Origin of the sequence: Mangrovimonas sp. ST2L15, from assembly GCF_001280515.1 — a bacterium.
Taxonomy (GTDB): Bacteria; Bacteroidota; Bacteroidia; order Flavobacteriales; family Flavobacteriaceae; genus Mangrovimonas; species Mangrovimonas futianensis.
Window position 1 is genome coordinate 48,469 of sequence record NZ_LBIQ01000028.1, and the last position, 26,272, is coordinate 74,740.

Here is a 26,272-nt window from a genome sequence, read left to right on the forward strand (position 1 = left end):
ATATTAATTTAAAATCTCAAACTATTTCAAATTCAAATAAAACAATCGGTCTCAAAGAAGCCATTTCAATAGGCATTGGAGGTATGGTGGGAGGTGGTATTTTCGCCGTCCTCGGGTTAGCCGTTTCTCTCGCTAAAGGCGGAACGCCTATAGCATTTCTAATAGCAGGAATAATTGCGCTTTTAACATCTTACAGTTATGTAAAACTGACGAAAAAATTCCCCGATCGCGGCGGTACGGTTCGGTTTATCAATGAGGGATTTGGAAAAACTATTTTCAGCGGTAGTATTAACAACTTGCTCTGGGTGAGTTACATCATCATGTTGTCATTGTATGCTTCGGCCTTTGGCTCCTATGCACAAAATTTACTTCCTTTAGTCAACAAGACCATTGATTTTCATATTTATGCCAGTGCTATTATCATTTTAGCAACAGCGATCAATTACTACAGCATTAAAGTAGTAAGCAAAATTGAGTCTTACTCAGTCATCATTAAACTAATTATTTTATTGGGTTTTGTAGGAGTTGGAATTTACGGTTTGGGAGGAAATCCCCATTTGGAGCAACTTCAGGTAACGAATTGGGAAACGCCTTTACAGTTACTTACTGGAGGGATGGTCATATTTGTGGCCTATGAAGGTTTTGAACTTATTGCTAATGCTGCTCCCGACATTAAAGACCCCGACAAGAATATTCCGAGGGCCTATTTCTATTCAGTCATTTTCGTAATTCTACTATATATTATTATTGCTATCGTCACTGTAGGTTCCCTTTCCTTTGAAACAATCAAAAAGGCGGAAGAGTATGTATTAGCTGAGGCAGCCAAACCAGTTTTAGGTCAAGTTGGATTTACAGTCATCACGATTGCTGCCATGATTTCGACCTTTTCAGCCATAAATGCGTCTTTATATGGCGGTAGTAGGGTAAGTTATGAAATAGCTGAAGACGATGAATTACCACATAGCTTAACTGACAGCTTCTGGAACCATCCCATCGGACTTTTAATAACAGCCATTTTAAATTTGATCCTAACCAATACACTCAACCTTGAGAGCATTTCAACAGCTGGAAGCATCGGATTTCTACTCATATTTGCCACGGTCAATTTTGTAGGATTTAAATTATCTAATAAAATCAATGGTTCAAAATTCATTCATATTATTGGTTTCCTATTTTGCCTCATAGCTAGCATCACATTGATAACACAACAGTTCAAGGATAATTTTATAGGTGTTGTTATTTCAGTTTCTATAATTGCCTCGTGCCTTCTGGGAGAATTCATTTATAAGACCTACTTTGACCACCAAAATTCAAAGAAGGTAAACAACCGTTAATCTGATGTTAATTTTCCCACAGAGATTAAACCAATTTTCTTTTTAGAGGTCTTAATACCAAACAGAAACATTTAAACACTATGAAAAAATTATTGTTTATGGTCATGGCCTTTTTAGCTATACAGACCATGTCCGCCCAAGAGAGACGCATGAATAAAATGGCAGATTATACGCCAGAAGAACAAGCCGAAATCCAGACTAAAAAAATGACTTTGGCATTAGACCTTACTGAAGCGCAACAAAAGAAAGTTCAGGCCATCCATCTTGAAAATGCAAAAAATAGGAAGGTAAGGATGGAAGAATTCCAAAAAATGAGAGGATCTGGTGAAAAACCAACAAAAGAACAGCGTTTGGCTCGAGAGAATGAAAGACTTGACAGACAAATTGAAATAAAAAAACAAATGAAGTCCATCTTAAATGAGGATCAATATACCAAATGGGAAACCCAAATGGAACAAAGACGCAACAGAATGGCAGACAGAGGTCAAAAAATGTCAGGAAACAAAAAAATGCAGAAAAGAAGACCTTAACCTATTGAAAAAAGCCTTGAGATTCAAGGCTTTTTTTTATTTCATTTTTTTGCTCACCACATCACATGCCGCTATGGTTTTATCCAAATCTTCATATGAAAGCGCATCGGTAATAAACCAAGTTTCAAAAGCACTTGGGGCAATGTATATCCCTTGATCCAACATACCATGAAAGAAGGCTTTAAAAGACTCATTGTTACCATGGGCGGCACTATCAAAGTCATACACCTCATTATCGCAGAAATGCACAGAAATCATTGAACCTACCCTATTGATTTGATGAACAACTTCATTTCTTTCTAATACCTCTCGTAGCCCTTTTTCAAGATAGGAGGTCTTTTCTTCCAACCGTTGAAACACTTCCTTATCCTCATTCAAGGCTGTCAACATAGCCAGTCCAGCAGCCATAGCCAATGGATTACCGCTTAAAGTCCCGGCTTGATAAACAGGCCCTAATGGAGCTAAGTGATTCATAATCTCATTTCTAGCTGCAAACGCTCCAACGGGTAAACCACCACCTATTACTTTTCCAAAACATACAATGTCTGCGGAAATATCAAACAGCTCTTGAGCACCTCCTGAAGCCAACCTAAAACCGGTCATCACCTCATCAAATATCAATAAAATATTTTCTTTATCACATAGAGCTCTTAACCCTTTAAGAAATTCCTCTTTGGGTGGAATACATCCCATGTTACCGGCCACTGGCTCTAAAATAATACATGCGATATCACCAGAGTTAGCAGAAACAATCTCTTCAACATGGGCGATATCATTATATCGAGCTAATAGCGTATCTTGTGCGGTTCCTTTGGTCACACCGGGACTATTTGGACTCCCAAAAGTAACCGCGCCACTTCCGGCTTGGATTAAAAAGGAATCACTGTGTCCATGATAGCAACCAGCAAACTTGATAATTTTATCTTTACCCGTATAACCGCGAGCCAATCTGACGGCACTCATACATGCTTCTGTGCCAGAGTTGACAAATCTTATTTTGTCAATGTTAGGAACCATGGAAACGGCTAATTCGGCAATTTTAGTTTCAATTTCCGTTGGAGTCCCAAAAGAAGTCCCTAGTTTGGTTTTTTCAATAACGGCATCCACAACAGGTTGATAGGCATGTCCCAAAATCATCGGTCCCCAAGAATTAATATAATCTATTAACTGGTTTCCATCTTCATCATAAAGGTATGCCCCCTTTGCTTTATTTATAAAAAGTGGTGTACCTCCCACCGCTTTAAATGCCCTCACAGGAGAATTCACTCCTCCAGGAATAACCTTTTCTGCATTAGCAAACAATTCACTGCTGCGTTTATATAACATATTGGTATTTTTTATTTGACCGAAAGAACTTGGCCAATTTGCAAATCATTATTTTTTAATCCGTTCATTTTTCTCAACTGCTCCACGGTAAGATTATGTTTCTTGGATATGGAATATAATGTATCTCCCTTTTGGACCGTATAGGTGTTTCCAAAATTATCAACGGATGCAGGAGTATTAGTTGACGTAACAGTTCTTATTCTGTTGCGACTAGCAGGATTACCTAGCACTTGATCATCATATTGATGGAGCTGGTAACGCTCAATCAAGTCGATTAATTTTTCGGGATAACGTCTGTCAGTTGCATATCCAGCAGCTCTTAATTCTCTAGCCCACCCTCTATAATCGTCTGGATCTAATTCAAACAATTTATAATAACGCTTTCGTTCCTTTAAAAACAAAGAATGATCCCTAAATGAATATTTGGCATCATTATATTTTCTGAAACATTCTTGGGAACGATCGTCATCATGATAAATTTTTGCACCTGTCCAATCATGGCACTTTATTCCGAAGTGATTATTGGCCTCTACAGACAACCTTCCTTTTCCTGAACCAGATTCCAAAATACCTTGAGCTAATGTAATACTTGCTGGTATCCCATAAAGTTTCATTTCCTCCATAGCCACTGCATGGTATAAATTGATATATGCAACGGTTGGCGAACTAGAAGAACTTGAGGTATTAGGAGTCGTAGTTGGCGCCGTATTATTTGTTTTCGGCTGTGTGCTTGAGGTTGCAGATCTAGTATTTTGATTTCTCACAACACGCTCCTTCTTTGTTTTTACCGAAGCAGCCTTTTTCTTGGAACCACAGTTAAACACCAAAACACTTAGTAAACATAGAAATACTATCCTTCTCATGTAATTATTTTATTAATGGTAGATTTTTTTGCTTCAACTTTTGGTTCATTCCTTCAATGCCTTGTAGGCCTCCGGTATGAATTGCCAAAATTTGCGACCCTTTTGGAAAAAAACCCTTCTTAATCAAATCAAAAATACCAAACATCATTTTCCCAGTATAAATGGGATCTAAAGGTATTTGATATTTCATTTTGAACTCATTAATAAAACCAATCAATTCCTGATTTATTTTACCATAACCACCAAAATGATAATCTGTAATTAATTTCCATTGGTCTTGGGTTGCAAACTTACGAATATCCTCTGACAAAAAATCACCTTTCAAAGCGGGAAATCCCAAAACCATCTGATCTTTATTTGAAGCATTTATTAAGCCAGAAATGGTTCCTCCCGTACCCACAGCACAACAGATATAATTCATTTCTTGATCAACCTGCGTCAATATCTCTTCACACCCCTGAACTGCCAAATTATTTGTTCCTCCTTCTGGAATCAAATAAAAGGATCCAAACTCTTCTCTTAAATTCTTAATGAAATGCGCCTCCGCTTTCAGACGATACTGGGACCGTGTGACAAATTTAAAGGTCATCCCCTGTAAGGCTGAATATGACAAAGTAGGATTGTCTGGAATCTTTAATTCCAATTCTTCTCCTCGAATAACTCCTATCGTTTCAAGACCAAATTCGTTACCTGCTGCAGCTACGGCAGCAATATGATTTGAAAATGCCCCTCCAAATGTCAGTAGTTTAGAATATCCCTTTTCCTGAGCTTCCAAAAGGTTATACTTCAATTTTCGATATTTATTCCCCGAAATCATAGGATGAATGCGATCCTCCCGTTTCATTGTAACAGAAATCCCTCCTAAAAAACTACCAACAAATTGGTTTTCAACAGAATTAAAAGATAAATTCATAAAAATCAAACAAATAGATGTTCATAATAATGGGAAATTAAAAAATATTCTATCTATTTTTTCCAATATTCAACAATACACATTGATTTAACATTTTTAAAACAAATATTAATATATTTACATTAGTTTAATACACTTTTACCATTTACCCTCTCAAATCTTCCAAACCACTAATACGCCAACTTATTTCTTTGGTATTCTAAGAATAATTAATAAATAGCAACCTAATTTGGGTTGCCTAGATTGGCATATGAAAAAAAATTACTTACAGGAAAATTGTTGTAAAGCATTCAAACATTTCATCTATACCCTCCTTCTTTTATCAGGTTTTTTTGTTCAAGCACAAACGACACTTTTTTTTGAAGACTTTGAAGCAGCCTTAGGACCAGAAAATCAAGCAAGTCCATATCTTGGATGGCAGAACGGTCAATTTACTACCACACCAGCCACCAATGACAATTACTTCTGGGTATTTGACAACACACGATGTAATGTGATTTCTGGATCATATTCTATGGCAGTAAGTGTTAATAATCCAGCTACTTCTGGAACCATGCCTCAATACAAAGCCAACAAGGTAGCTGCCACCTTAGTATATTTCACAACCCCCATCGATGCGACCAACTTTGAATCGGTTACGTTAGATTTCAATTGGATTTGCCAAGGTGAGGCTAACTTTGATTATGGTTCGGTACTCTACTCCTTTGATGGTAATACTTGGGCCGTATTACCCGGAGAGTACGAAGGACAAAATACGACTCAAAGTGTAACCAATCTTGATTTATCTGTTGTTGATGGACAAAGTTTCTATTTGGGGTTTGGCTGGAATAATGATAACTCTACGGGAAATTATCCTGCATTTACTATTGATGATATTGAAGTTAAAGGAACACCTTTACCCGCTTGCGCAACACCTTCTCAGCAACCCACAACCTTAACCTTATCGGCCACAGGAGATTCGGCATATGGTTCATTTACCGCCCCTTCCCCAGAACCAGATAATTATTTGGTCGTAATCAGTACCTCGGCTACTCCCCCAACGCCTGTTGATGGGGTTAATTACAATATAGGAGACTCCATTGGAACCGCCACTGTTGTGGATATTGATGGCTCTACCAATTTCACCGCTACAGGTTTAACCCAGAACAACACCTATTACGTCTATGTTTTCTCGTTTAATTCAGACTGCACTGGAGGACCTTTATATTTTACAACTAATCCGTTATCTGGAAATGTTTTAACTCCAAATACTACCTATTGCTTACCACTCAATGAAAACGTAACCTATAATGGAACTTCATATTATATTGATGATGTAGAATTTACAGGGTCACTTAACGATGTTTCTAATTTAAACTCAGGCAATTCTACAAACGGATATTCAGACTGGACAAGTCTTGAAAATTGCATTCAAGCACAAGGCGAAGGAATAAATGTCTTCGTCGGCTCAGGAAATTATAATGGAAGATGGAAAGCATGGGTAGATTGGAATAAAGATGGTGATTTTTTAGACACTGGAGAATTGGTTTATGACACTGAAAGTATTGCAACTACAACTACAACTTTTGGGTTTACAATACCAGATAATCAAACTATAGGGGATTACCGTCTTAGAATTAGATTTCATAATACAATAGGTGGAAATTATTTTTATGACTTCAGCCCTTGTGAATTTTTTGATTTCTGGGATGACACAACAAACAACCCAAATGATGGTGATTTTAGACTTGGAGAGGCTGAAGATTATTTGTTTACAGTCATTGAAAACTGTTCTGCTCAAATTACTACCATTACCGATGGCACAGCTTGTGGGGAAGGCAATGTAGATTTAACGGTTACCGGCACTTCAGATACTACACAATTCAAATGGTATGACGCCGAGACAGGTGGCAGCCTTTTAGCCACAACCAATAGTGGTACTTGGTCACCATTCATTAGTGCCACTACCAGCTATTGGGTAACGGCCACTAATGGCACGTGCGAATCGGTAAAAAGACTTGAGATTGTTGGCTTTGTGAATCCTATTACGACTTTGAGTTTCGTACCGGAAACACCGGAGATCTGTGGGGAAAATGATATTATAGAGATTTCAGCAACGGGGGATACCGAAATTGTCTACCTTATTGATGAAGATTTTGAAAGTGGATTAGGTTTGTTTTCTAGTGTTAACTATGACGCTAACAACACAACAATAGATAATGAATCCATGTGGCAAATTCAGACAAGTACATTTGTCCCTTCCTTATATGTATGGGAACCAGCCATCTCCTCTGGGTTTGGCACAAATAATTTTGTAATGACCACCTCTGATGTCAATCCTACGTATTATATTGAAAATTCATTGGAATCTTCTAGTGTTGACACTTCAACATTTAGTGATCTAACCTTATCTTTTGATATGTATTTCTCTCGTTACCTAGTCGGAGTTCCTGAAGAAGTAACGGTTGACGTTTCTACAGATGGCGGCACCAATTGGACCAATGTACAAACATATACAGATGATATAGGATACGGTACTAGCTTTAGTAATTTAACTATTGATTTATCAGCATATGTTAATCAAACGAATTTACAAGTCCGTTTTTATTACTATGCTGCTTGGTGTGATGGAGTCGCTCTAGATAACATTAAACTTTATGGCTCCAGACCGCTAACGCCATCTTTTACATGGTCTGGGACACCTGCCGTGGATGCCTATACCGATGCAGCAGCTACTATTCCTTATGTTCCTGGAACTTCTATAGGAACCGTCTATGTAAAGCCAACCATCACTCAATTAGAGTTGGAAGATTTTACATTTACAGCAATTGCCACTCTTAATAACGGCTGTGACATCAGTAAAGATGTCATCATTTCCAATAAAACCAAGGTTTGGAAAGGCACAGATAATAGCAACTGGAATGAAGCTAACAATTGGGCTCCTTACGGAGTTCCTGATGAAACCAATTGTGTTATTATACAAGACTCCGAAAGTAACATTCCTTACTTATCAACCCCAATCCCGCCAGTTTTAAATACGGCTTATGCTAAAAACTTGACCATCAAAGACAGTGGAAACCTAAATGTTTTAGCTGACAATAATTTAGTCGTCATGGATTGGATCGCCATTGAAGACAACACCGATTCTTCTGTTTTAGAGCTAGATGTGCGAAATGGAGCCAACTTGGTCCAGATTAATAATGCCACTAATTCAGGTGAAATCCACCTTAAGAGAATTGCAGATGTGGATGATGCGACAGATTATGTCTATTGGTCTGCTCCTGTAGCTAATTTTTCCTCCGGTAATCTACCTTCTGGCGGCCTTATTTGGAAATGGATTCCATCAGTCAACAATGGGGGAACATACACCAGTAATTTCGGAAATTGGATTTATGGTAATGAAATCATGACAAGTGGAATGGGATACATTTCAAATTCACCAACCAACACGAGTTTTACTACAGAATTTATAGGAACACCAAACAACGGGGATATTTCTGTTCCTATTTCCAGAGGAACATATACTGGAGCTGATTATACCACAGGACCAACCACTACCCCTGTAACTGAAGATGATGACAACTGGAACCTCTTAGGGAATCCATACCCATCAGCCATAAGTGCCGATAAGTTTCTTGCAAACAACTCTACATACTTGGAACCATTTATCCAATTATGGACCCATGGCATTTCTCCATCAACAGCCACAGTTGATCCATTCTATGGAGATTATGCTTCCAATTATGATTCCGCAGATTATTTAACATATAATGCCACTGGAGGCACCCAATTTGGTTTTGAAGGATTTATCGCGGCCGGTCAAGGATTTTTCACTCTTATGACAGATAATGGAAGTACCTCTGAAACTGCCAATTTTGACAACAGCATGCGATATGAGTATGACTCTGTTAGCTATGAAACTTATGACAATTCACAATTTTACAAGACTAATAGCAATTCCACTGCATCCACAACTTTTGATGAAAAGCACCGCATTTGGCTATCCTTGTCATCTCCTGGCTTACCAACCTCCAATATTTTAGTGGGATATGTTTCCAATGCTATAAATGGCTATGACCCGATTTATGATGCACCTGCTCAAGGCGTGAAAATTGAATTTGAACTATACTCACTAGTTGATGATAAATCTCTGGCCATCCAAGGAAAAAGCGTTCCATTTGATGAATTGGACACCGTACCCCTGGGTCTCAAATTACCTCAAAATGGAAATTATACCATTTCCATAAATCATGTGGACGGACTTTTTGAAGACGCCACCCAAAACATTTATTTAGAAGACACTTATACGGGAATTATTTCAGATTTAAGAATGGCTCCTTTCAGCTTTAACAGTGATGAGGGCATTTACAACGATCGATTTATTTTAAGGTACACTAATGAAACGCTTAGTTTACCTGAATCTATATTGGAAAATACCATTTCAATAAAAGCTCCAAACGGCAGTTATATTTTGGTGAATTCATCCCAAGGTCCCATTGAAGAAATTCATATTTTAGACCTCACAGGAAAGCGCCTTATACAAGAGAATGCACTCAGCTCCTCTCAGGTAAAGTTAGAATCCTTAAATCTTTCAACAGGTTCCTATTTGGTTTCCGTAACCCTTAAAAATGGATTTAAGAAAACTCAAAAAGTGATTTTAAAATAAACACCAACTAAATATATTTTAAAAAGGCCCAAACAGATCTTGATTTTAGATAGTCAGGATCTGTTTCGTTTAAATAAGCTTCTCTTTCAAAGGAAATGTTCCGATAGGCCAATCGTTTATTTTTATACTTGAAGAATCGTATGGTAAATTCCAAAAAATACCACACATAAAAAGGAATAATAAAAAGTTCCAATTGCTGTACTTTGTGGATCCTTTCATGAAGCAACAATACCTTGTCATTTCTTAATTCGGGATATTTTAAAATGATAAAAGGAAAAATAGTCAAACCACTATAGCCTTTTGGTATCAATTTTTTTGAAATGACAATCATATTTTCAGAAAACTAAAATCAATCCAAATTACATTATCTTTGCCACATGATAAAAAAAAGAATTCCTATTGAGGAAGGCGATTATTATTTAACCCCTGAAGGCTACCGATGCTTTACCGAACAATACCATTTAAAAAGAGGTTATTGTTGTGAAAGTGGCTGTAGGCATTGCCCATACGGATATAACAAAAAGACAAATTCGCAATAGCCTTGGATCGGTTGTTAATGACATATCGCAAAAAAGTTGCCAATACCCACCACCGGGTAGATATTCGTTACCCCTAGTTTTTCTTGAACACTTCACACCAAACAAGTTTAACTAAATTAAAGCAACCATGACATTTAAAGAAGAAATATTACAGGGGATACCAAGTGAATTACCTACCCCAAAACCATTCGAAAATCAAATAAACCACGCTCCTAAACGAAAGGAAATTTTATCCCAAGAAGAAAAAACCTTGGCACTTAAAAATGCCCTTAGGTATTTTGAGCCTAAACATCATAAAACTTTAATCCCTGAATTTAGGGAAGAGCTAGAAACCTATGGACGAATTTACATGTACAGATTCCGTCCCAATTATAAAATGTATGCTCGCCCTATAGAGGAATACCCGGCAAAAAGCAAGCAGGCTGCAGCCATTATGTTGATGATTCAAAACAACCTAGACTATGCTGTAGCCCAACATCCACATGAATTAATTACCTATGGTGGTAATGGTGCTGTCTTTCAAAATTGGGCCCAATACTTATTAACCATGAAATATTTGGCTCAAATGACCGATGAACAAACATTGGTTATGTATTCTGGCCACCCAATGGGCTTGTTCCCTTCTCACAAAGAGGCTCCAAGGGTTGTGGTTACCAATGGAATGATGACACCTAATTATTCTAAACCAGACGATTGGGAAAAATTCAATGCGTTAGGTGTCACTCAGTACGGACAAATGACAGCTGGGAGTTATATGTACATCGGTCCACAAGGTATTGTTCACGGAACTACAATTACCGTTTTAAACGGATTCAGAAAAATAAACAAAACACCTAAAGGTCACCTCTTTGTTACATCTGGTCTTGGCGGAATGAGTGGTGCTCAACCAAAGGCAGGAAATATTGCAGGTTGCATCACCGTTTGTGCGGAGGTGAATCCTAAAATCACCAAAATTAGACATGAACAAGGATGGATTGATGAAATCATTACCAATTTAGATGACCTAGTTTCTAGGGTACAAAAAGCAAAAACAGCTGAAGAAACCATCTCATTGGCCTATCTAGGCAATGTGGTTGATGTTTGGGAAAAGTTTGATGCTGAAAACATTCAAATAGATTTAGGAAGTGACCAAACATCCCTTCACAACCCATGGGCTGGAGGATACTATCCTGCGGGCCTATCTTTTGAAGAAGCTAATAATATGATGGCAAGCATTCCAGAACTATTCAGGGACAAAGTGCAAGAAAGCCTACGTCGTCATGCTAATGCTATCAATAAACATACAGCCAAAGGCACCTATTTTTTTGATTACGGAAATGCCTTTTTATTGGAAGCTTCCCGAGCCGGAGCAGATGTAATGGCTGAAAACCCAACTATAGGTCGTGAATTTAAGTATCCTAGCTATGTACAGGATATCATGGGACCCATGTGTTTTGACTATGGATTCGGACCATTCAGATGGGTTTGCACTTCAGGAAAACCAGAAGATCTAGAAAAAACAGATACTTTAGCTTGTCAAGTTTTGGAAGATTTAATGAAGCAAGCCCCAGAAGACATCCAACAACAAATGGCAGATAATATTCAATGGATCAAAGGTGCACAGGAAAACAAACTTGTTGTTGGTTCCCAAGCCAGAATTCTTTATGCCGATGCAGAGGGTCGCATGAGAATTGCAAAGGCCTTCAATGATGCTATTGCCAATGGGGAAATAGGCTACGTTGTTTTAGGAAGAGATCATCATGATGTTTCAGGTACAGATTCTCCTTACCGAGAAACAAGCAACATCTATGACGGATCCCGATTTACTGCCGATATGGCCATTCACAATGTTATTGGAGATAGTTTTAGAGGCGCTACCTGGGTGAGTATTCACAACGGTGGTGGCGTTGGATGGGGTGAAGTTATAAATGGCGGATTCGGCATGGTTCTTGATGGTACTTTAGAAGCAGAAAAGCGCTTAAAATCAATGCTTTTCTGGGATGTCAACAATGGTATTTCAAGACGCAGTTGGGCCAGAAATGATGGTGCGATGACAGCCATTCAAAGAGCCATGGAAAACGAGCCATTACTAAGCGTAACTTTACCAAATTTAGTTGACGAAAATTTGCTAAATTAGAAGGACTAAATCATACGCTATGAAAAACACTTTAAGAACTTTTGGAGTATTACTTTTGTTAATCTCCGTATCCTCTTGCACCTCTGTGAGGGTGGCAACGGATTATGACAAAAACGCAAATTTTGACAATTATAAATCATTTGCCTTTTACAAACCAGGTATTGATAAAGCCGAAATAAGCGATTTAGACAAAAGAAGGATTCTTCGAGCCATTGAAACCGAGATGTTAGCCAAAGGCTTTACCAAATCTGAAACTCCCGATTTGTTAATAAGCATTTTTACCAAATCTAGAGAGCAAGTGAATGTTTACAACAACGGCTGGGGACCATATGGTTATGGTTGGGGCTGGAGTCCTTATTACTGGAACTCTTACAGTTCTGTATCAACAAGCACCGAAGGAACCTTATATGTTGATCTTATTGATGCCCAAAGAAAAGAATTGGTTTGGCAGGGTGTTGGAAGTGGATACCTGACTCAAAACATGGATAAGAAAATTGAAAGAATTTCTGAATTTGTCCATGAAATCCTAATGCAATATCCTCCTGGACAAAAAAAATAAAGCATAAAAAAAGCGACTTTAAGTCGCTTTTTTTTATTTAGGCATATCCATGTAATGATACTTCTTATATTGTTCTGGTGTTAGGATATCAGTCATCTTAAGATCTAGATTTTCATTAATGACATCCATTCTAGCTTTCTCTAATTTTGGCTCTAAATTAGCTTTTTTAATCTCTCCTGTATTCTTTGCAGCCTCAACAAACACTTCAAGAACCAACTCTTCCTGTTGCCCGTTTAAATGTAGTTTTTTACTCAATTCTATTGCATCCTGTTTAGCCTGTGCAATTAAATCTTCTGATGCAGCAACTTTTTTATCTTGAGCTACAGTAGTTTGCATTCCAACAAAGAAAAGCAACATAAAACCAAATAAGGAAATGACCTTTTTCATAATATAATAATAGTTAATTAGAATTTTAATTTAAGTGCTAAATATACAAATTAAATTGAATTATTTTTCCTCAGCTATGAAAAATGCCTTTTACAGCATAGCTTTTCACTTTATCCAATAAAAACGTATCTAATATTCAATATCTCCCATTTTTTGATCTCCTTTATTAGTTCATCTAACAAATTATAGAACTCTTTAAAATTATTTCCCTTAAAGAAAATCCAAATAGTAATTACGTCCTTGAATTATAAATAGTTAAATAGGCGAGATGAATTGCAAAACAAAGGAAGATTCGTTATTTTCCTTTATACCAACAAAAAAATTGAATATTTTGTAACTTTACCCAGATACTTTTAAGAATTATGGAATTACAATCAATAGAATCCAATAACATTTTAGATAGGCTTCCAAAGCACTTAAAACAATTCATCAAACCACAGAACTATGATGATTACACCCCAATTAATCAAGCTGTTTGGAGATATGTGATGAGAAAGAATGTGGACTATTTGAGTAAAGTAGCTCACAAATCATATGTTGACGGATTAAAACAAACTGGCATTTCTATTGATGACATTCCTAACATGTATGGAATGAACCGCATTCTTAAAGAAATTGGTTGGGCAGCCGTAGCAGTAGATGGATTTATTCCTCCGAATGCGTTTATGGAATTTCAGGCCTATAATGTGCTGGTAATTGCCAGTGACATCAGGCAATTGGAACATATTGAATACACACCAGCACCAGACATCATCCATGAAGGAGCAGGACATGCCCCTATAATTGCAAATCCTGAATATGCCGAATATTTAAGACGATTTGGAGAAATAGGTTGTAAAGCCATTTCTTCTGCCAAAGATTATGAACTTTATGAGGCTGTAAGATACCTTTCCATATTGAAAGAAGCTCCAGGAAGTAAAGAAGAGGACATTCAAAAAGCTGAAGCCGATGTTGAATACCTTCAGGAAAACATGGGTAAACCAAGTGAAATGGCTTTAATAAGAAACCTACATTGGTGGACCGTTGAGTATGGATTGATAGGTACTTTGGATAATCCAAAAATTTATGGCGCTGGATTACTTTCTTCAATAGGCGAAAGTACTTGGTGTATGACAGACCAAGTAAAAAAACTTCCGTATTCTATTAAAGCTGCAGACCAAAGTTTTGACATTACGAAACCCCAACCCCAATTGTTTGTGACCCCCAATTTTGCCCATTTAAGTTTGGTTTTAGAAGAATTTGCAAATACCATGGCACTTCGAACTGGAGGTTTATCGGGAGTCAATAAACTTATTGAATCAGAAGCTCTAGGGTCTATTGAACTAAGCACTGGTCTTCAAATTTCTGGCGTTTTTTCAAATGTAATTTCTCACAAAGACAAACCTATTTATATTCAAACCACAGGAAAAACAGCTCTCTCTTACAGAGAAAAACAACTTGTTGGACATGGCACAAATCATCATAATGGAGGCTTTGGTTCTCCTGTAGGAAAACTTAAAGGCATCAATATATCTATCGAGGATATGAGCCCTAGAGATCTAACGGCCTATAACATTTTTGAAGGCGAGCGTGTTACATTAGAATTTGAAGGCGGCGTCAAAGTCACTGGAAATATTATTACAGGAAAGAGAAACTTACAAGGTAAAATTATTTTAATAAGCTTTGAAAACTGTACGGTATCGTACAAAGAAGAGATTCTTTTCCAACCAGAATGGGGCATTTACGATATGGCTGTTGGTAAGAAAGTTGTTTCAGCATTTTCGGGACCAGCAGATTTTAATAGTTTTGATTTATTGACTCACAAGTCATCTACAGAAACGATTAAGATTAAAAAAACTCCTAAAGAGAAAGAACTAGAAGTACTTTATCAACAGGTTAGAGATTACAGAGAGGGCAATACCCAAACTATTTCCAGACACAAAGTTTTAGAGCAGTTAATTGAAAACCATCCAGAAGATTGGTTGCTTCCAATAGAGTTATATGAATTGGCATTCCAATCCAGCAAACAGGAACTCTGCGAAGCTATTTTAAAGCATTTGGAAGGTATCAAATCCAACAGACCGCAGGTTGGTCATCTTATTGATGACGGATTGGACATTATTGAAAAATCTGGAGTATTGAATTAAAATTTATTCAGGAAGTTTTTTGTTGTTTCACTAAGAACCAATTCACCACTGGTTTTAGCCCGTTCAATCAGTAGGTTGTCCCAGTGTTCTGTCCCAGACCACAAAGCCCGTTTCATGGATGCCATGGCATCTGTATGGTAACTAGACAAGCTTTTAGATAGTTTTTCCAATGTATGGTCCATATCCTTTACATCTTCAAAACATTCAGAATACAAACCCTTCCCTAGACACCACTCTGCCGAATAGAAATTTTTGCAATCCATGCTTAATTGAGATAGGGCTCCTACGCCTATTTTTCGCTCAATTGCAGGAGCTATAACGAATGGTCCTATCCCTATGCTCAATTCGCTTAATTTGATCGAGGCGTGCTGGGTAGCCACACAATAATCTGCCGCCGCTAAAATACCAACACCTCCACCTACTGCTTTTCCTTGGGCTCTAACCAAAATAAACTTGGAACATCGCCTCATAGCATTAATCACATTGGCAAATCCAGAAAAGAAAGCCAATCCCTCCTCCGGCGTTTGAATTTGTTTGAGCTCATCGAAACTAGCCCCGGCACAAAACGTTCTATCACCACCACTTTTTAAAACAATTACCTTGACATCAGGATCCTTGTCTGCATACAAAATGGCTTTCTGTAATTTTTTCAATAAATCACTGGGGAGTGAATTATGGGATGGATGGTAAAACTCAATGGTACCAACATGCTCCGAAACAGAAAAATTAACGTATGGATTGGACATAATGTTTTAATATTTTAAAGCCGAATATACAGTTTTTAATGATTTTTAAAAATGATAATCATGAGGTTTTTCGCGGAGATAAACCAAAACATAAAATATTCTAGTTTGATTTAAAATGGCAAAAATTCAAGTTCTTCTATTTCATTAATAGATGAGCCGTTATACTCCAAAGTCCATCCCAAACTATTGGTAAGAATATAAAATTTGGAGAGCTCGCTTATCAATCTATTTTCGGCGTTTTTCTTTAAATCGGAAGCTTCAATTTTCTTCATCAAGGAAACTTTCACCTTATTTTTAATCTGGTTATAGTCCTTGGCCTCAAACTGATTAAGAAAATCTGCTTGCACATCGTAATATTCAAAATCTGGATTGACCTTTATTTCTTCCTTTGGTATGCTCAGTATTCTCAATGTTTTGGTTGATTCATCCAATTCATATTCAATTTGACTCAAATCATAAGCAATTGTAACATCGGCATTGACGACGACCAATGCCTTCTTTTCTGCGCTGATCAAATCGCCAAAAAGTGCCTTTGAATTTTTATAGGTAAACACATCACTAAAGTGACCCTCGGTAACTACCAGCTTACCTACATTCTTAATTTGTTCCAAAATAAGATCGGAGTTTTCCTGTAGTATAATCTGATCCTCCTTTTTGTTTTCGCATTGCCTAAAAACAAAAATAATTGCCACGGCAATAACAACTCCCAATATGACTTTTCGCATAGCCCTAAAATACAAAAAGCATTGGTTGCTTCGACAACAAAGCCTAACCAATGCTTTTACCCCTTTGATAAATTAATAGCTGTGTAAAAATAAGTATGAAATAGAATATTTATATTACCGAAAGGTTAATTAATAATTAAATCAACTTATTGTTTTTAGCCTTCTGAACTGCCTCCAATTTGTTATGAACCTGTAACTTCTTGTAAATATTTTCAATATGCTTTCTAACAGTTCCTGAAGAAATCAATAGATTATCTGATATTTGAATATAACTTAATCCTTTACTCAATTGTTCTAAAACATCTATTTCCCTTTTGGTTAAAGTGATTTCCTCTTGACCATTACCCACCTCCAGTTCCATGGGCTCCCTGAGAAGCTTAAGGGTCTTTAGAGCTATGGAAGGATTCATTGCTGCTCCTCCATTCATGGTATCTAGAATACCATCATGTAAATCCTGAGCATTGATATCTTTCAACAAATAGCCGTCTGCCCCAGCTTTTATTGCTTTGAAAATATGTTCGTCATTATCAAAAACGGTAAGCATAATAATCTTAATCTGCGGGTATTTCTTTTTCACATGGGCGGTAGCTTCAATACCGTTTAACTGTGGCATTTCAATATCCATTAAAATCAAATCGACGAGATGGTCTTTCTCAAGTTTCTCCAACAAATCTTCTCCTTGTATTGCAGTATACTTACAAAGTAAATCTTCAAAAAAAGACAATTTTTCTTTTACCGTCTTTATCAGAAAGGAATTATCATCTACAACAACAATTTTAACTGGCATTGCTTAAACTATTATGAGGTGGTAAACTTAAAGTAATTTGAGTGCCAACTCCTGGTTTAGAATCAATCTGGCAATAAGCTCCAATGTCTCCTGAACGCTTTTCCAGGTTATGCAGCCCATTTCCCATGTTTACATCATCAATGGAAAAACCTTGACCGTTATCCTTTATGGTGACCAGATAGTTTTTAGGCTTATCGATTTCTATTATGATTTCAGAAGCATTGGCATGCTTTAAAGCATTATGAATACTTTCCTGAACCATTCGATAAACAGCAATACCTTTTATAGAGTCGAACACATCCGTTTTATCAACCGTTGGAGCAAGTCCTAAATGAAATTGAACGCCTTGGGTAGCCTTTTTAGCTTTTTCCAAATAATTGATAATACGTGACTGAAGGTCTTCAATGGTTATATACTCCTTATTCATTGCCCAAATGGTATCTCGCAATTCAAAGATCGTATCTGAAGCAAAGTGCCCAATTTCGTCCAACTTATCTTTAAGACGATCATCTTGGATATTATAGGCATACTTTAAATTATCTAAAGATGAAATGATGAAGGTCAATTGTGCTCCTATATTATCATGAAGATCTCTTGAAATGCGCAACCGTTGTTCTTGTAACTTGTTTTGCGTTTCAATTTTTAAAAGAGCACTTTTAAGTTCGCTTTCTTTAGCCAACTGAATATTTTTAAGCTTTTGTTGGTTGTACATAAAAAAGCCAATTACCCCCAACAAAACGGCTGCAGCAATGGCTCCGTAAATCTGATAGTTTTTGTTTTGAATGGTAAGCTTTTGCTCAGCTAGTTCAGCCCTATGAACTAGTATTTGCTTCTCTTTCTTTTCGGTATCATATTTCACTTCCAAATTGGCAAACTCTTTAGCATTTTCCTCAGAAAAAAGGGAATCTTTTAAAAGCACATATTCTTTAGTTAGCTGTCTGGCCTGATCCAAATCCTGAAGCATGAAATAACTTTCAGCTGTATTTAAATACAACTCTCCATTAGCAATGCTTTCAGCAGGGTATTTATCTATGAGATCAAATGCCTGTCCGGAATATTTCAAGGCTTCCTTAGGTTGATTTTTGTAATTGAAAAGAGAAACTAAATTCACTAAAATTGAAATATTTTCTCTTTCGTCAAACTCATAATTCTCAGGCTTATTTAATGCCTTAAAGTACAAATCTATGGCTTTGCTGTAGTCTCCAAGTTCTTGATAAGCATTGGCCAAGTTGTCTAATATTTGATAATAGCCAATTTTATTGTTGCTTTTGTCGGCAAGCTTAAGACCTTTTTCAAGAACCGTAACAGCTTCATGAAACCTACCCAAGGTTTTTAGATTTATCCCTATGTTGTTTAATGATGCTACTTGTTCTTTTTCTAAATTGTATTTCTCCCTAATTTCCAAGGCTTTTTGGTGATACTCCAGTGATTTTTCAGGCAAATTCATGTCTTGATAAATCAATCCGATATTATTAAGTGGCGCTGCAGTACCTCTTTCACTCCCTTGATTTTCATACATTTTCAAAGCCTGAAAAAAGTAATTTAACGCTTGCTTATAGTGACTTTGGTTCCAATGGAACATCCCCAAGTTATTCAAACACATGACCTCAATGTTTTTGAATTGATGATCTCGGCTCAATTTCAAAGCCTTTTCAAAATAATATCTGGCCGAGTCAGCTTTCCCTGTAATATCCATATAGATGCCATGGGTATTGGTAAGTTCTATCAAACCAAACATAAATTGGCTTTGCTTAGCGAGATGCTCGCCTTCTTCAATCATACCTAATGCTTTTTTAGCATCGTTAAATAGATAAGAAGACGCAATTCTGTTTAAGGCTCTAATTTTTACGGAATCATTTTTCATTTCCTTTGTGACTGCATAAAGACTATCCAGGTTTTGTGAAATCAAAGAAAAGCTTAAGAAAAAAAAACAACAGAAAAGAAGGGGAATCTTTGTCATGGTAATATAAAAAAAGACATCAATGGAGATCTTATGATCTTTCTACTGATGTCTTTCTTATTAAATTGATTAATAGCTTCCTAAATATAGTTAAAAATATCAATTCCTAGTAATTTAATCGACAAACTACTCGTTCTAAAAGATTAAGGGTTTTACACTTATTTTTACTTTTTAAATATTGCTAAAAAAACCCCTTTGACATCATTAATTAACTACATCTTATTTAAATTAAAAGAACCATCCGTTACCTCCCTAGTTGATCCATCATTCGGGTTTTTGGCTGTAAATTGAAAAGTCCCCTTTATGGTAGCATCCGTTTCTTCTGAAATATTAATTTCCCCAACCACCCCAGATGCATCAAATGGAGCACTCCAAGTTTGACTTTGAGCAGGATTCTGGGTGTTGGGCTCAATATAAGAAGCGAGGATAAAGACACTTTCATCAGTTATATCATAGGTACCTACTCCATCATAATAATTAATTTGCATATTGATTGCTTGAGATGAGGAGTTTCCCTGCATAACTAGAACCGTATTACCTCCTCCCGATTGCACAGTAGCAAAAGAGGTTATCTCCAGCGAAGTAAAACTCTCTCCATTAATTTTTGCTGTAATGGTTCCTGATGCCGCTTGAGTATCACCCGGATCACCGCCATCGTCGTCCTTTTTACAAGAAGTGAGAGTTACGAAACCCAATGCCATAAATAGCATAAGTGTCAATTTAAATGTTTTCATTTCAATAAGTTTTGATTAATAGTTCAGCAAAAATGCAACCTACTGAAATTAAATTCAATACGACAAATGTCGTATTTATTAAAAATGTATAGACGGAATTTCTTTCTGTAGTTCTGACTTTTCTCTCTCCAATTGACTAAGAAAAGCTTTGTAAGATTCGGATTCAGGATTAAACGGTTTGTGTTGCAAGCCTTTTTGAATTTTATCCACGCGTTTCATAATGGGTTCGGTTGATTCTGAAAACCATACCTTTTGAAACAAATTCCAAATGTAGTCGATAGCCATATTATTGGGATGAACCAAATCCTCTGCATAATAACGGTAATCCCTTAAATCGTCCATCATAATTTCATATGCGGGGAAATAGAAAAAATCCAAATCATTAATTATTTGGTGAATAGCTGCCAAAAGATGCGCTTTGCTTCTTGTGTTTTCAACAAAACCATCCTTAATATGTCTGATAGGAGAAACTGAAAAAATAATCTTTACAGTTGGGTTAAGCTGTCTTAACAATGAAGTTATTTTCAATAAACTTGAAACTATCTCCTCTATAGACAATAGCTTCTTTTTAAATTCCCTTTGAGGTACTTTATGGCAATTAGCCACAACTTTTTCAGAAGCTTGATGTTCATATACCCATGCTGTTCCTAAAGTGATAACATGATGAGTAGCCGCCTTTATAGTTTTGTGCGTATTCTGCTGGGATTGATTTAAATTTTGAAGTAAGTCTTCCTGATTAAGAGCGTTCATCTGTGAGTGGGCCTCAAATGACTTCCAAACGCCATCCATCTCAAAAACATCCTCAGACTTGTATGGAATGTCGTCAACAATTCTTTGAACAAACCTTTCAATGGCTAGCGGGTGAAAAAAAATTCCAATCGGGTTGTGTACCGACTGGAATTTAAAATAGTTCAATTTTGAACCTATATTTTCTACAAAACAAGAACCGATTAAAAAAAGTTTGGAATCGTAATCAATCAAACTATTAGTTTGATTAGTTAACCGTATTTGTGTTTGTAGTCTCAATTAAATTTCCTTATTAACCCAAAAATCCTCAGACTCTAAGTTAATAATAGTCTGAGGATTTTCTTTATATTTTCCTTTAGTTTAGTAGATATATTGAAGCAAGATAGTTTCTTCATTAGCAGTTCCAGGCTCAAACGTAGTTGCTCCTGTTATAGGGTAACCATCTGAATTGTAGCTAAATGTGTTTTCATAACTATCAGTAATTGCAGCCCCACCTGTATTAATATAAGTCAACACATTATTTTCATGAGTCTCAAAACTCCCAACTAGCTCAAAGACATCTCTTTGATGCAAATTAAGAAAAGGACTGTGCTTATCATCATATGTATACGAATAATCCTGATCTCCATTAACATCCTCTTCAGATATTAAATTACCATCAAGAAATGTTAAAATATAAGTATTCATACCATTTTCATCCAATGTAATAGTACCATCTTCATTATAAGAGAACACATTCGATTGAATCTGCATCCCTCCTGAAGAATACGTTTCGTTAATTAATCTATTTTGAGAATCATATTCAAATGACGTCTCCCCAACTAAGCTTCCGTCTTCATACTCGCTTATTTGAGATAATAAATTATTCTCATAACTATAAACCTCTTCATATCCTGGACTACTTGCACTTACAAGTTTATTCCCATCATAGGTAAAATTAATGGTGGCACTAGTTCCGTCATCATAGGTTTCAACAATTTGAGACACTAAAAGGTTATTTGAATCTGAAGTAATGTCCTCCTCCGAAGAAGAGTCATCACTAGAACAAGATGAAATAAAAATAGTAGTTGCAATACATAAAATAGAAAATAATTTTCTCATAAGTTTAAGTTTTTAGATTTAGAACAAGCTATAAATATAAAAAACATTTAAACTTTAAAAAAACTAATCCAAATACGTCTTGGCCTGATCCAAAGCCTCTTTGATCCCCGCCGGGTTTTTACCTCCTGCTGTAGCAAAGAATGGCTGTCCGCCACCGCCTCCTTGAATGTACTTTCCTAGCTCCCTGACAATAGTTCCTGCATTCAAACCTTTATCTGCTACCAACTCTTTAGAAATATAGCATGACAACATCGCTTTTCCATTTTGCTCGGTACCAAATAACAAGAATAGATTGTCCATTTGTCCGCCTAATTCAAAACTTAAATCCTTGATTCCGGCAGCATCCAAATCCACTTGTTTGGCTAAGAACTGTACTCCATTCACTTCGGTGATTTCCTGTTGCAAGTCTCCTTTCAAGTTTTTGGCCTTTTCTTTCAACAAGTTTTCTATTTCTTTCTTAAGCGCATTGTTTTCTTCTTGAAGCTCTTGAACCACAGTTACAGGATCTTTAGGACTTTTTAGTAACTCCTTTAATGATTGATAGTCTCTATCTATTTCTATAAAATAATCCCCAACCTCAGCATTTGTAATAGCTTCAATCCTTCTAATTCCTGATGCTACAGCGCTTTCAGAAACAATCTTAAAGTACCAAATTTTACCCGTTTCCCGCACATGGGTTCCCCCACAAAGTTCTATTGAATTCCCGAATCTTATGGTACGTACACTATCGCCATATTTCTCTCCAAATAAAGCCATGGCTCCTTCATTAATAGCCTCTTGAATAGGAATATTACGTTGTTCTTGTAATGGAATATTTTCTCTTATTCGAGCATTAACGAAATCTTCTATTTGCTGTAATTGATCCTTCTCGACCTTTGAAAAGTGTGAAAAATCAAAACGCAAACCTTTTGCTTTCACCAAAGACCCTTTTTGCTCCACATGAGTCCCAAGAATACTTCTCAAAGCTTGATGTAATAAATGTGTCGCTGTATGATTAGAAGCCGTTAAGTTCCTTGCTTCCTCGTTAACCACAGCTTTAAAAGTTTCTTCTATATTCTTTGGTAAGTTCTTTACAAAATGAATAATGACATTGTTTTCCTTTTTTGTATCTAAAATATAAACCACATCACCATTAGAACTTTCTATATGCCCTCTATCTCCTATTTGTCCACCACCTTCTGGATAGAAAGGTGTCAGGTTGAAAACCAATTGATATTGCTCTCCATCTTTCTTTGTAGTCACTTTTCGGTAACGAGTAATGCGAACATCCACCTGTAATCGGTCATACCCTACAAATTCTTCCACATCATCGTCTTTCAAAATGACCCAGTCTGAAGTTTCTGAAGCAGAAGCTTGTCTAGATCGGTCCTTTTGTTTTTGCATCTCTGCTTGAAAAGCCTCTACATCTACTTGATATCCTTTTTCACGAGCAATTAATTGGGTTAAATCCAAAGGAAATCCATAGGTATCGTACAATTCGAAAGCTTTTTTACCAGAAATTGTTTTTTCCTTTGAAATTTCAATAACTCCCGCCAATAATAACAATCCTTGATCTAAGGTTCTCAAAAAGGATTGCTCCTCTTCTCGTATGACATTTTCTATTAATACACGCTGCTTTCTGATTTCGGGGAAAGCCTCCCCCATTTGATTTGAAAGCGTTTCTATTAGCTTATAGATAAATGGTTCTTTTTGATCTAAAAAGGTGAAGCTATATCGAATGGCTCTTCTAAGGATTCTTCTTATGACATATCCAGCTCCAGTATTACTTGGCAATTGTCCGTCTGCAATCGAAAAAGCAACAGCTCTCACATGATCTGCTATAACCCGAACTGCTACATCAATTTTTTCATCCTTACCATAATTCACTCTAGAAATAGTTTCTATCTCTCTAATTATCGGAGTAAAAACATCGGTATCATAGTTACTTTGTTTTCCTTGCAACACCATACATAAGCGCTCAAATCCCATACCGGTATCAATATGCCTATTTGGTAAATTTTCCAAAGAGCCATTGGCTTTTCGGTTGTACTGCATGAATACCAAATTCCAAATTTCTACCACTTGTGGGTGGTCTTGATTCACCAATTCTCTTCCAGATTTTTGAGCCTTTTCTTCGGCAGAACGAATATCTACATGAATCTCACTACAAGGACCACAAGGACCTTGATCTCCCATTTCCCAAAAATTGTCTTTCTTATTTCCTAACAGGATTCTGTCTTCAGGTATGATAGCCTTCCACAAATCATAGGCCTCTTGATCCATAGGGATGCCTTCAGCTTCATTTCCTTCAAAAACAGTAACGTAAAGAATCTCTTTATCTATCTTGTAAACTTCGGTTAATAATTCCCAAGCCCAAGCAATAGCCTCTTTTTTAAAATAATCTCCAAAACTCCAATTCCCCAACATCTCAAAAAGCGTATGGTGATAAGTGTCATACCCTACTTCTTCCAGGTCGTTGTGTTTTCCTGAAACTCTTAGACATTTCTGGGAATCGGCAATTCGGCTACTTTTGGGTTCTGTATTGCCTAAGAAGTATTCCTTAAAAGGAGCCATTCCCGAATTGACAAACATTAAGGTAGGATCATCCTTTAAAACCATCGGAGCCGATGGTACAATTAGGTGACTTTTATTCTCAAAAAAGTTTAAAAAAGTAGAGCGAATCTCTTGCGATTTCATAGAGTTGGAAATTCTCGTTGCTGTTAAAATTATATTAATTGCGAAACAATTTTTATCTTTGTTCGTTTCGCTTTAAAATCAATCTATTTAAATGATTTTTACTAATTGCAAAAATAGCATAATTTAAGTAATGAGTAAGGTAAAATATTATTACGATCCAGAAACCCTTTCATACCGAAAAATAGAGCGCAAAAAAAGAAGGACCTTTAAGTATATTTCTGTTTTTTTATTGGCCTCTGCCCTCTTTGGTTTTTTGTCAGTATTTATTTCAAGCCAGTATATCGAATCTCCTAAGGAGCGTGCTCTAAAACGTGAATTGTCAAATCTTCAATTGCAATACCAGTTAATCAACAAAAAGATGAATGAGGCCGAAGCCGTTTTATCAAGTATTGAAGATCGAGACAACAACATATACCGCTTATATTTTGAGGCCAATCCTATTCCAGAAGAACAACGTAGAGCTGGTTTTGGGGGTATCAATCGCTATAAAGACCTAGAAGGTTTTAACAATTCCAAATTGATCATTGAAACCAACAAGCGTTTGGACATCCTTCAAAAACAGATTGTGGTTCAGTCCAAATCTCTTGATGAAATAGCTAAATTGGCTGAAGAAAAAGAAAAATTACTCGCAGCCATTCCTGCCATTCAACCTGTAAGAAATGAAGATTTACGCCGTATGGCTTCTGGTTATGGCGTGCGTTCTGACCCTTTTACAAAAGCAAGAAAAATGCACTGGGGCATGGACTTTTCAGCTCCTAGGGGAACGCCCATTTACGCCACAGGAGACGGTGTTGTAACACGTGCTGACAATAGAGCTACAGGTTATGGGAATCACATAGAAATTGATCATGGTTATGGCTATGTGACCATCTATGGGCACCTTTACAAATACAACGTCAAGAAAAATCAAAAAGTGAAACGTGGTGATTTGATAGGTTTTGTTGGAAGTACTGGTAGATCTGAAGCACCACACCTCCATTATGAAGTCCATAAAGACGGCGAACGCATCAACCCCATCAATTTTTACTACGGAAGTTTAACTGCCGAGGAGTTTGATGAATTACTGCAACATGCGAGTATGGAAAATCAATCTCTTGACTGATGCACATCAATTTGCCCGAAAAACGATATTACACAATTGGCGAAGTGGCCAAAGCTTTTAATGTCAATACGTCATTGATTCGTTTTTGGGAAAAAGAATTTGATGTTTTAAAACCTAAAAAAAACGCCAAGGGAAACCGAAAATTCACACCAGAAGACATTAAAAACCTTCAGTTCATTTATCATTTGGTAAAAGAACGTGGCTTTACGCTAGAAGGTGCCAAAACACATCTTAAAGAGGAAAAGAAAAAATCCCTTAGTAATTTTGAAATAATTAGTAAATTAGAAAGTATTAAATCTCAGCTCATTAAAATTAAAGAACAGCTGTAACAATTTTCTAAATCAAGCTACAAATTA

At 36.6% G+C, this 26,272-nt stretch carries 22 protein-coding genes; 9 read left to right on the plus strand and 13 right to left on the minus strand.

Annotated elements, in window-relative coordinates; genetic code table 11:
• The first annotated feature begins 23 nt into the window (after nt 1–23).
• Both ZA07_RS02630 and ZA07_RS02635 read left to right on the plus strand, forming a co-directional pair.
• Complete coding sequence (locus tag ZA07_RS02630; RefSeq protein WP_255349984.1) at nt 24–1,334, plus strand: APC family permease; 1,311 nt, start codon at nt 24–26, stop codon at nt 1,332–1,334.
• A gap of 80 nt (nt 1,335–1,414) precedes the next feature.
• A complete protein-coding gene (locus ZA07_RS02635) occupies nt 1,415–1,864 on the plus strand; it encodes a hypothetical protein (RefSeq protein ID WP_053970182.1) in 450 nt (149 codons plus the stop codon).
• A 36-nt stretch (nt 1,865–1,900) separates the two neighbouring features.
• Here ZA07_RS02635 and hemL read toward each other — a convergent pair whose 3' ends face one another.
• From hemL to ZA07_RS02650, 3 genes are read right to left on the minus strand one after another with little or no spacing between them, the layout of a single operon-like run.
• Entirely contained in the window at nt 1,901–3,190 is a 1,290-nt protein-coding gene (hemL, locus tag ZA07_RS02640; RefSeq protein WP_053970183.1) for a glutamate-1-semialdehyde 2,1-aminomutase, read from the minus strand.
• Nucleotides 3,191–3,201: 11 nt separating this feature from the next.
• On the minus strand, nt 3,202–4,053 hold the full coding sequence (locus ZA07_RS02645) for a glucosaminidase domain-containing protein (protein ID WP_053970184.1): 852 nt from the start codon (nt 4,051–4,053) through the stop codon (nt 3,202–3,204).
• 4 nt (nt 4,054–4,057) lie between these two features.
• A complete protein-coding gene (locus ZA07_RS02650) occupies nt 4,058–4,966 on the minus strand; it encodes a 1-aminocyclopropane-1-carboxylate deaminase/D-cysteine desulfhydrase (protein WP_053970185.1) in 909 nt (302 codons plus the stop codon).
• A 250-nt stretch (nt 4,967–5,216) separates the two neighbouring features.
• Between ZA07_RS02650 and ZA07_RS02655 the strand changes: the two genes are divergently transcribed.
• Nucleotides 5,217–9,611, plus strand: a complete 4,395-nt coding sequence (locus tag ZA07_RS02655; RefSeq protein ID WP_053970186.1) for a GEVED domain-containing protein — start codon at nt 5,217–5,219, stop codon at nt 9,609–9,611.
• 7 nt (nt 9,612–9,618) lie between these two features.
• On the opposite strand, the gene ZA07_RS02660 is transcribed toward ZA07_RS02655, so the two are convergent.
• Entirely contained in the window at nt 9,619–9,942 is a 324-nt protein-coding gene (locus ZA07_RS02660) for a hypothetical protein (RefSeq protein WP_053970187.1), read from the minus strand.
• 49 nt (nt 9,943–9,991) lie between these two features.
• Here ZA07_RS02660 and ZA07_RS16140 point away from each other — a divergent pair, with 49 nt between their 5' ends.
• The 3 genes from ZA07_RS16140 (at nt 9,992) to ZA07_RS02670 (ending at nt 12,825) form a co-directional block, all read left to right on the plus strand.
• A complete protein-coding gene (locus tag ZA07_RS16140) occupies nt 9,992–10,150 on the plus strand; it encodes a DUF5522 domain-containing protein (protein ID WP_232395455.1) in 159 nt (52 codons plus the stop codon).
• Between the two features lie 127 nt (nt 10,151–10,277).
• Nucleotides 10,278–12,266, plus strand: coding sequence for a urocanate hydratase (locus tag ZA07_RS02665; protein ID WP_053970188.1), 1,989 nt, complete (start codon nt 10,278–10,280; stop codon nt 12,264–12,266).
• A gap of 19 nt (nt 12,267–12,285) precedes the next feature.
• Nucleotides 12,286–12,825 carry a DUF4136 domain-containing protein gene (locus ZA07_RS02670; protein ID WP_053970189.1) on the plus strand — a complete coding sequence of 180 codons (540 nt, stop codon included), beginning with the start codon at nt 12,286–12,288 and terminating at the stop codon, nt 12,823–12,825.
• 33 nt (nt 12,826–12,858) lie between these two features.
• Here the strand turns inward: ZA07_RS02670 and ZA07_RS02675 are convergent, their stop codons facing one another.
• On the minus strand, nt 12,859–13,212 hold the full coding sequence (locus tag ZA07_RS02675) for a hypothetical protein (protein ID WP_157492040.1): 354 nt from the start codon (nt 13,210–13,212) through the stop codon (nt 12,859–12,861).
• A gap of 362 nt (nt 13,213–13,574) precedes the next feature.
• Here ZA07_RS02675 and ZA07_RS02680 point away from each other — a divergent pair, with 362 nt between their 5' ends.
• The gene (locus ZA07_RS02680; RefSeq protein WP_053970191.1) at nt 13,575–15,338 is read left to right on the plus strand and encodes an aromatic amino acid hydroxylase; all 1,764 of its coding nucleotides are present in this window, start codon (nt 13,575–13,577) and stop codon (nt 15,336–15,338) included.
• Here the strand turns inward: ZA07_RS02680 and ZA07_RS02685 are convergent.
• The 8 genes from ZA07_RS02685 to alaS form a co-directional block, all read right to left on the minus strand.
• Nucleotides 15,335–16,084, minus strand: a complete 750-nt coding sequence (locus ZA07_RS02685) for an enoyl-CoA hydratase/isomerase family protein (protein WP_053970192.1) — start codon at nt 16,082–16,084, stop codon at nt 15,335–15,337. The genes ZA07_RS02680 and ZA07_RS02685 overlap by 4 nt on opposite strands.
• 110 nt (nt 16,085–16,194) lie before the next feature.
• Nucleotides 16,195–16,809: a DUF4230 domain-containing protein gene (locus ZA07_RS02690; protein ID WP_053970193.1), complete on the minus strand. Its 615-nt coding sequence runs from the start codon at nt 16,807–16,809 to the stop codon at nt 16,195–16,197.
• Nucleotides 16,810–16,945: 136 nt separating this feature from the next.
• Nucleotides 16,946–17,596, minus strand: coding sequence for a response regulator transcription factor (locus ZA07_RS02695; protein WP_053970194.1), 651 nt, complete (start codon nt 17,594–17,596; stop codon nt 16,946–16,948).
• On the minus strand, nt 17,586–19,460 hold the full coding sequence (locus ZA07_RS02700) for a tetratricopeptide repeat protein (protein ID WP_197276690.1): 1,875 nt from the start codon (nt 19,458–19,460) through the stop codon (nt 17,586–17,588). Before ZA07_RS02700 ends, ZA07_RS02695 begins: the two co-directional genes overlap by 11 nt.
• A 308-nt stretch (nt 19,461–19,768) precedes the next feature.
• Complete coding sequence (locus ZA07_RS02705; protein WP_053970196.1) at nt 19,769–20,290, minus strand: DUF6252 family protein; 522 nt, start codon at nt 20,288–20,290, stop codon at nt 19,769–19,771.
• A gap of 78 nt (nt 20,291–20,368) precedes the next feature.
• The gene (locus tag ZA07_RS02710; RefSeq protein WP_231628618.1) at nt 20,369–21,271 is read right to left on the minus strand and encodes a GSCFA domain-containing protein; all 903 of its coding nucleotides are present in this window, start codon (nt 21,269–21,271) and stop codon (nt 20,369–20,371) included.
• 126 nt (nt 21,272–21,397) lie between these two features.
• The gene (locus ZA07_RS02715; RefSeq protein ID WP_053970198.1) at nt 21,398–22,138 is read right to left on the minus strand and encodes a hypothetical protein; all 741 of its coding nucleotides are present in this window, start codon (nt 22,136–22,138) and stop codon (nt 21,398–21,400) included.
• 63 nt (nt 22,139–22,201) lie between these two features.
• Entirely contained in the window at nt 22,202–24,814 is a 2,613-nt protein-coding gene (gene alaS, locus ZA07_RS02720) for an alanine--tRNA ligase (RefSeq protein ID WP_053970199.1), read from the minus strand.
• Nucleotides 24,815–24,944: 130 nt separating this feature from the next.
• On the opposite strand from alaS, the gene ZA07_RS02725 reads away from it, so the two are divergent.
• Nucleotides 24,945–25,916 carry a M23 family metallopeptidase gene (locus tag ZA07_RS02725; protein ID WP_053970200.1) on the plus strand — a complete coding sequence of 324 codons (972 nt, stop codon included), beginning with the start codon at nt 24,945–24,947 and terminating at the stop codon, nt 25,914–25,916.
• Nucleotides 25,916–26,245, plus strand: coding sequence for a MerR family transcriptional regulator (locus tag ZA07_RS02730; protein ID WP_053970201.1), 330 nt, complete (start codon nt 25,916–25,918; stop codon nt 26,243–26,245). The genes ZA07_RS02725 and ZA07_RS02730 overlap by 1 nt, the downstream gene beginning before the upstream one ends.
• The last annotated feature ends 27 nt before the right edge of the window (nt 26,246–26,272 follow it).

What these genes read in the sequence shown, in the direction of transcription:
- ZA07_RS02680 (WP_053970191.1), top strand. Translation starts at nt 13,575, where the DNA reads ATGGAATTACAATCAATAGAATCCAATAACATTTTAGATAGGCTTCCA.
- ZA07_RS02730 (WP_053970201.1), top strand. Translation starts at nt 25,916, where the DNA reads ATGCACATCAATTTGCCCGAAAAACGATATTACACAATTGGCGAAGTG.
- ZA07_RS02725 (WP_053970200.1), top strand. Translation starts at nt 24,945, where the DNA reads ATGAGTAAGGTAAAATATTATTACGATCCAGAAACCCTTTCATACCGA.
- alaS (WP_053970199.1), bottom strand. Translation starts at nt 24,814, where the DNA reads ATGAAATCGCAAGAGATTCGCTCTACTTTTTTAAACTTTTTTGAGAAT.
- ZA07_RS02665 (WP_053970188.1), top strand. Translation starts at nt 10,278, where the DNA reads ATGACATTTAAAGAAGAAATATTACAGGGGATACCAAGTGAATTACCT.
- ZA07_RS02705 (WP_053970196.1), bottom strand. Translation starts at nt 20,290, where the DNA reads ATGAAAACATTTAAATTGACACTTATGCTATTTATGGCATTGGGTTTC.
- hemL (WP_053970183.1), bottom strand. Translation starts at nt 3,190, where the DNA reads ATGTTATATAAACGCAGCAGTGAATTGTTTGCTAATGCAGAAAAGGTT.
- ZA07_RS02715 (WP_053970198.1), bottom strand. Translation starts at nt 22,138, where the DNA reads ATGAGAAAATTATTTTCTATTTTATGTATTGCAACTACTATTTTTATT.
- ZA07_RS02670 (WP_053970189.1), top strand. Translation starts at nt 12,286, where the DNA reads ATGAAAAACACTTTAAGAACTTTTGGAGTATTACTTTTGTTAATCTCC.
- ZA07_RS02650 (WP_053970185.1), bottom strand. Translation starts at nt 4,966, where the DNA reads ATGAATTTATCTTTTAATTCTGTTGAAAACCAATTTGTTGGTAGTTTT.
- ZA07_RS02700 (WP_197276690.1), bottom strand. Translation starts at nt 19,460, where the DNA reads ATGAAAAATGATTCCGTAAAAATTAGAGCCTTAAACAGAATTGCGTCT.
- ZA07_RS02655 (WP_053970186.1), top strand. Translation starts at nt 5,217, where the DNA reads ATGAAAAAAAATTACTTACAGGAAAATTGTTGTAAAGCATTCAAACAT.
- ZA07_RS02645 (WP_053970184.1), bottom strand. Translation starts at nt 4,053, where the DNA reads ATGAGAAGGATAGTATTTCTATGTTTACTAAGTGTTTTGGTGTTTAAC.
- ZA07_RS02635 (WP_053970182.1), top strand. Translation starts at nt 1,415, where the DNA reads ATGAAAAAATTATTGTTTATGGTCATGGCCTTTTTAGCTATACAGACC.
- ZA07_RS02690 (WP_053970193.1), bottom strand. Translation starts at nt 16,809, where the DNA reads ATGCGAAAAGTCATATTGGGAGTTGTTATTGCCGTGGCAATTATTTTT.
- ZA07_RS02695 (WP_053970194.1), bottom strand. Translation starts at nt 17,596, where the DNA reads ATGCCAGTTAAAATTGTTGTTGTAGATGATAATTCCTTTCTGATAAAG.
- ZA07_RS02675 (WP_157492040.1), bottom strand. Translation starts at nt 13,212, where the DNA reads ATGAAAAAGGTCATTTCCTTATTTGGTTTTATGTTGCTTTTCTTTGTT.
- ZA07_RS02685 (WP_053970192.1), bottom strand. Translation starts at nt 16,084, where the DNA reads ATGTCCAATCCATACGTTAATTTTTCTGTTTCGGAGCATGTTGGTACC.
- ZA07_RS02660 (WP_053970187.1), bottom strand. Translation starts at nt 9,942, where the DNA reads ATGATTGTCATTTCAAAAAAATTGATACCAAAAGGCTATAGTGGTTTG.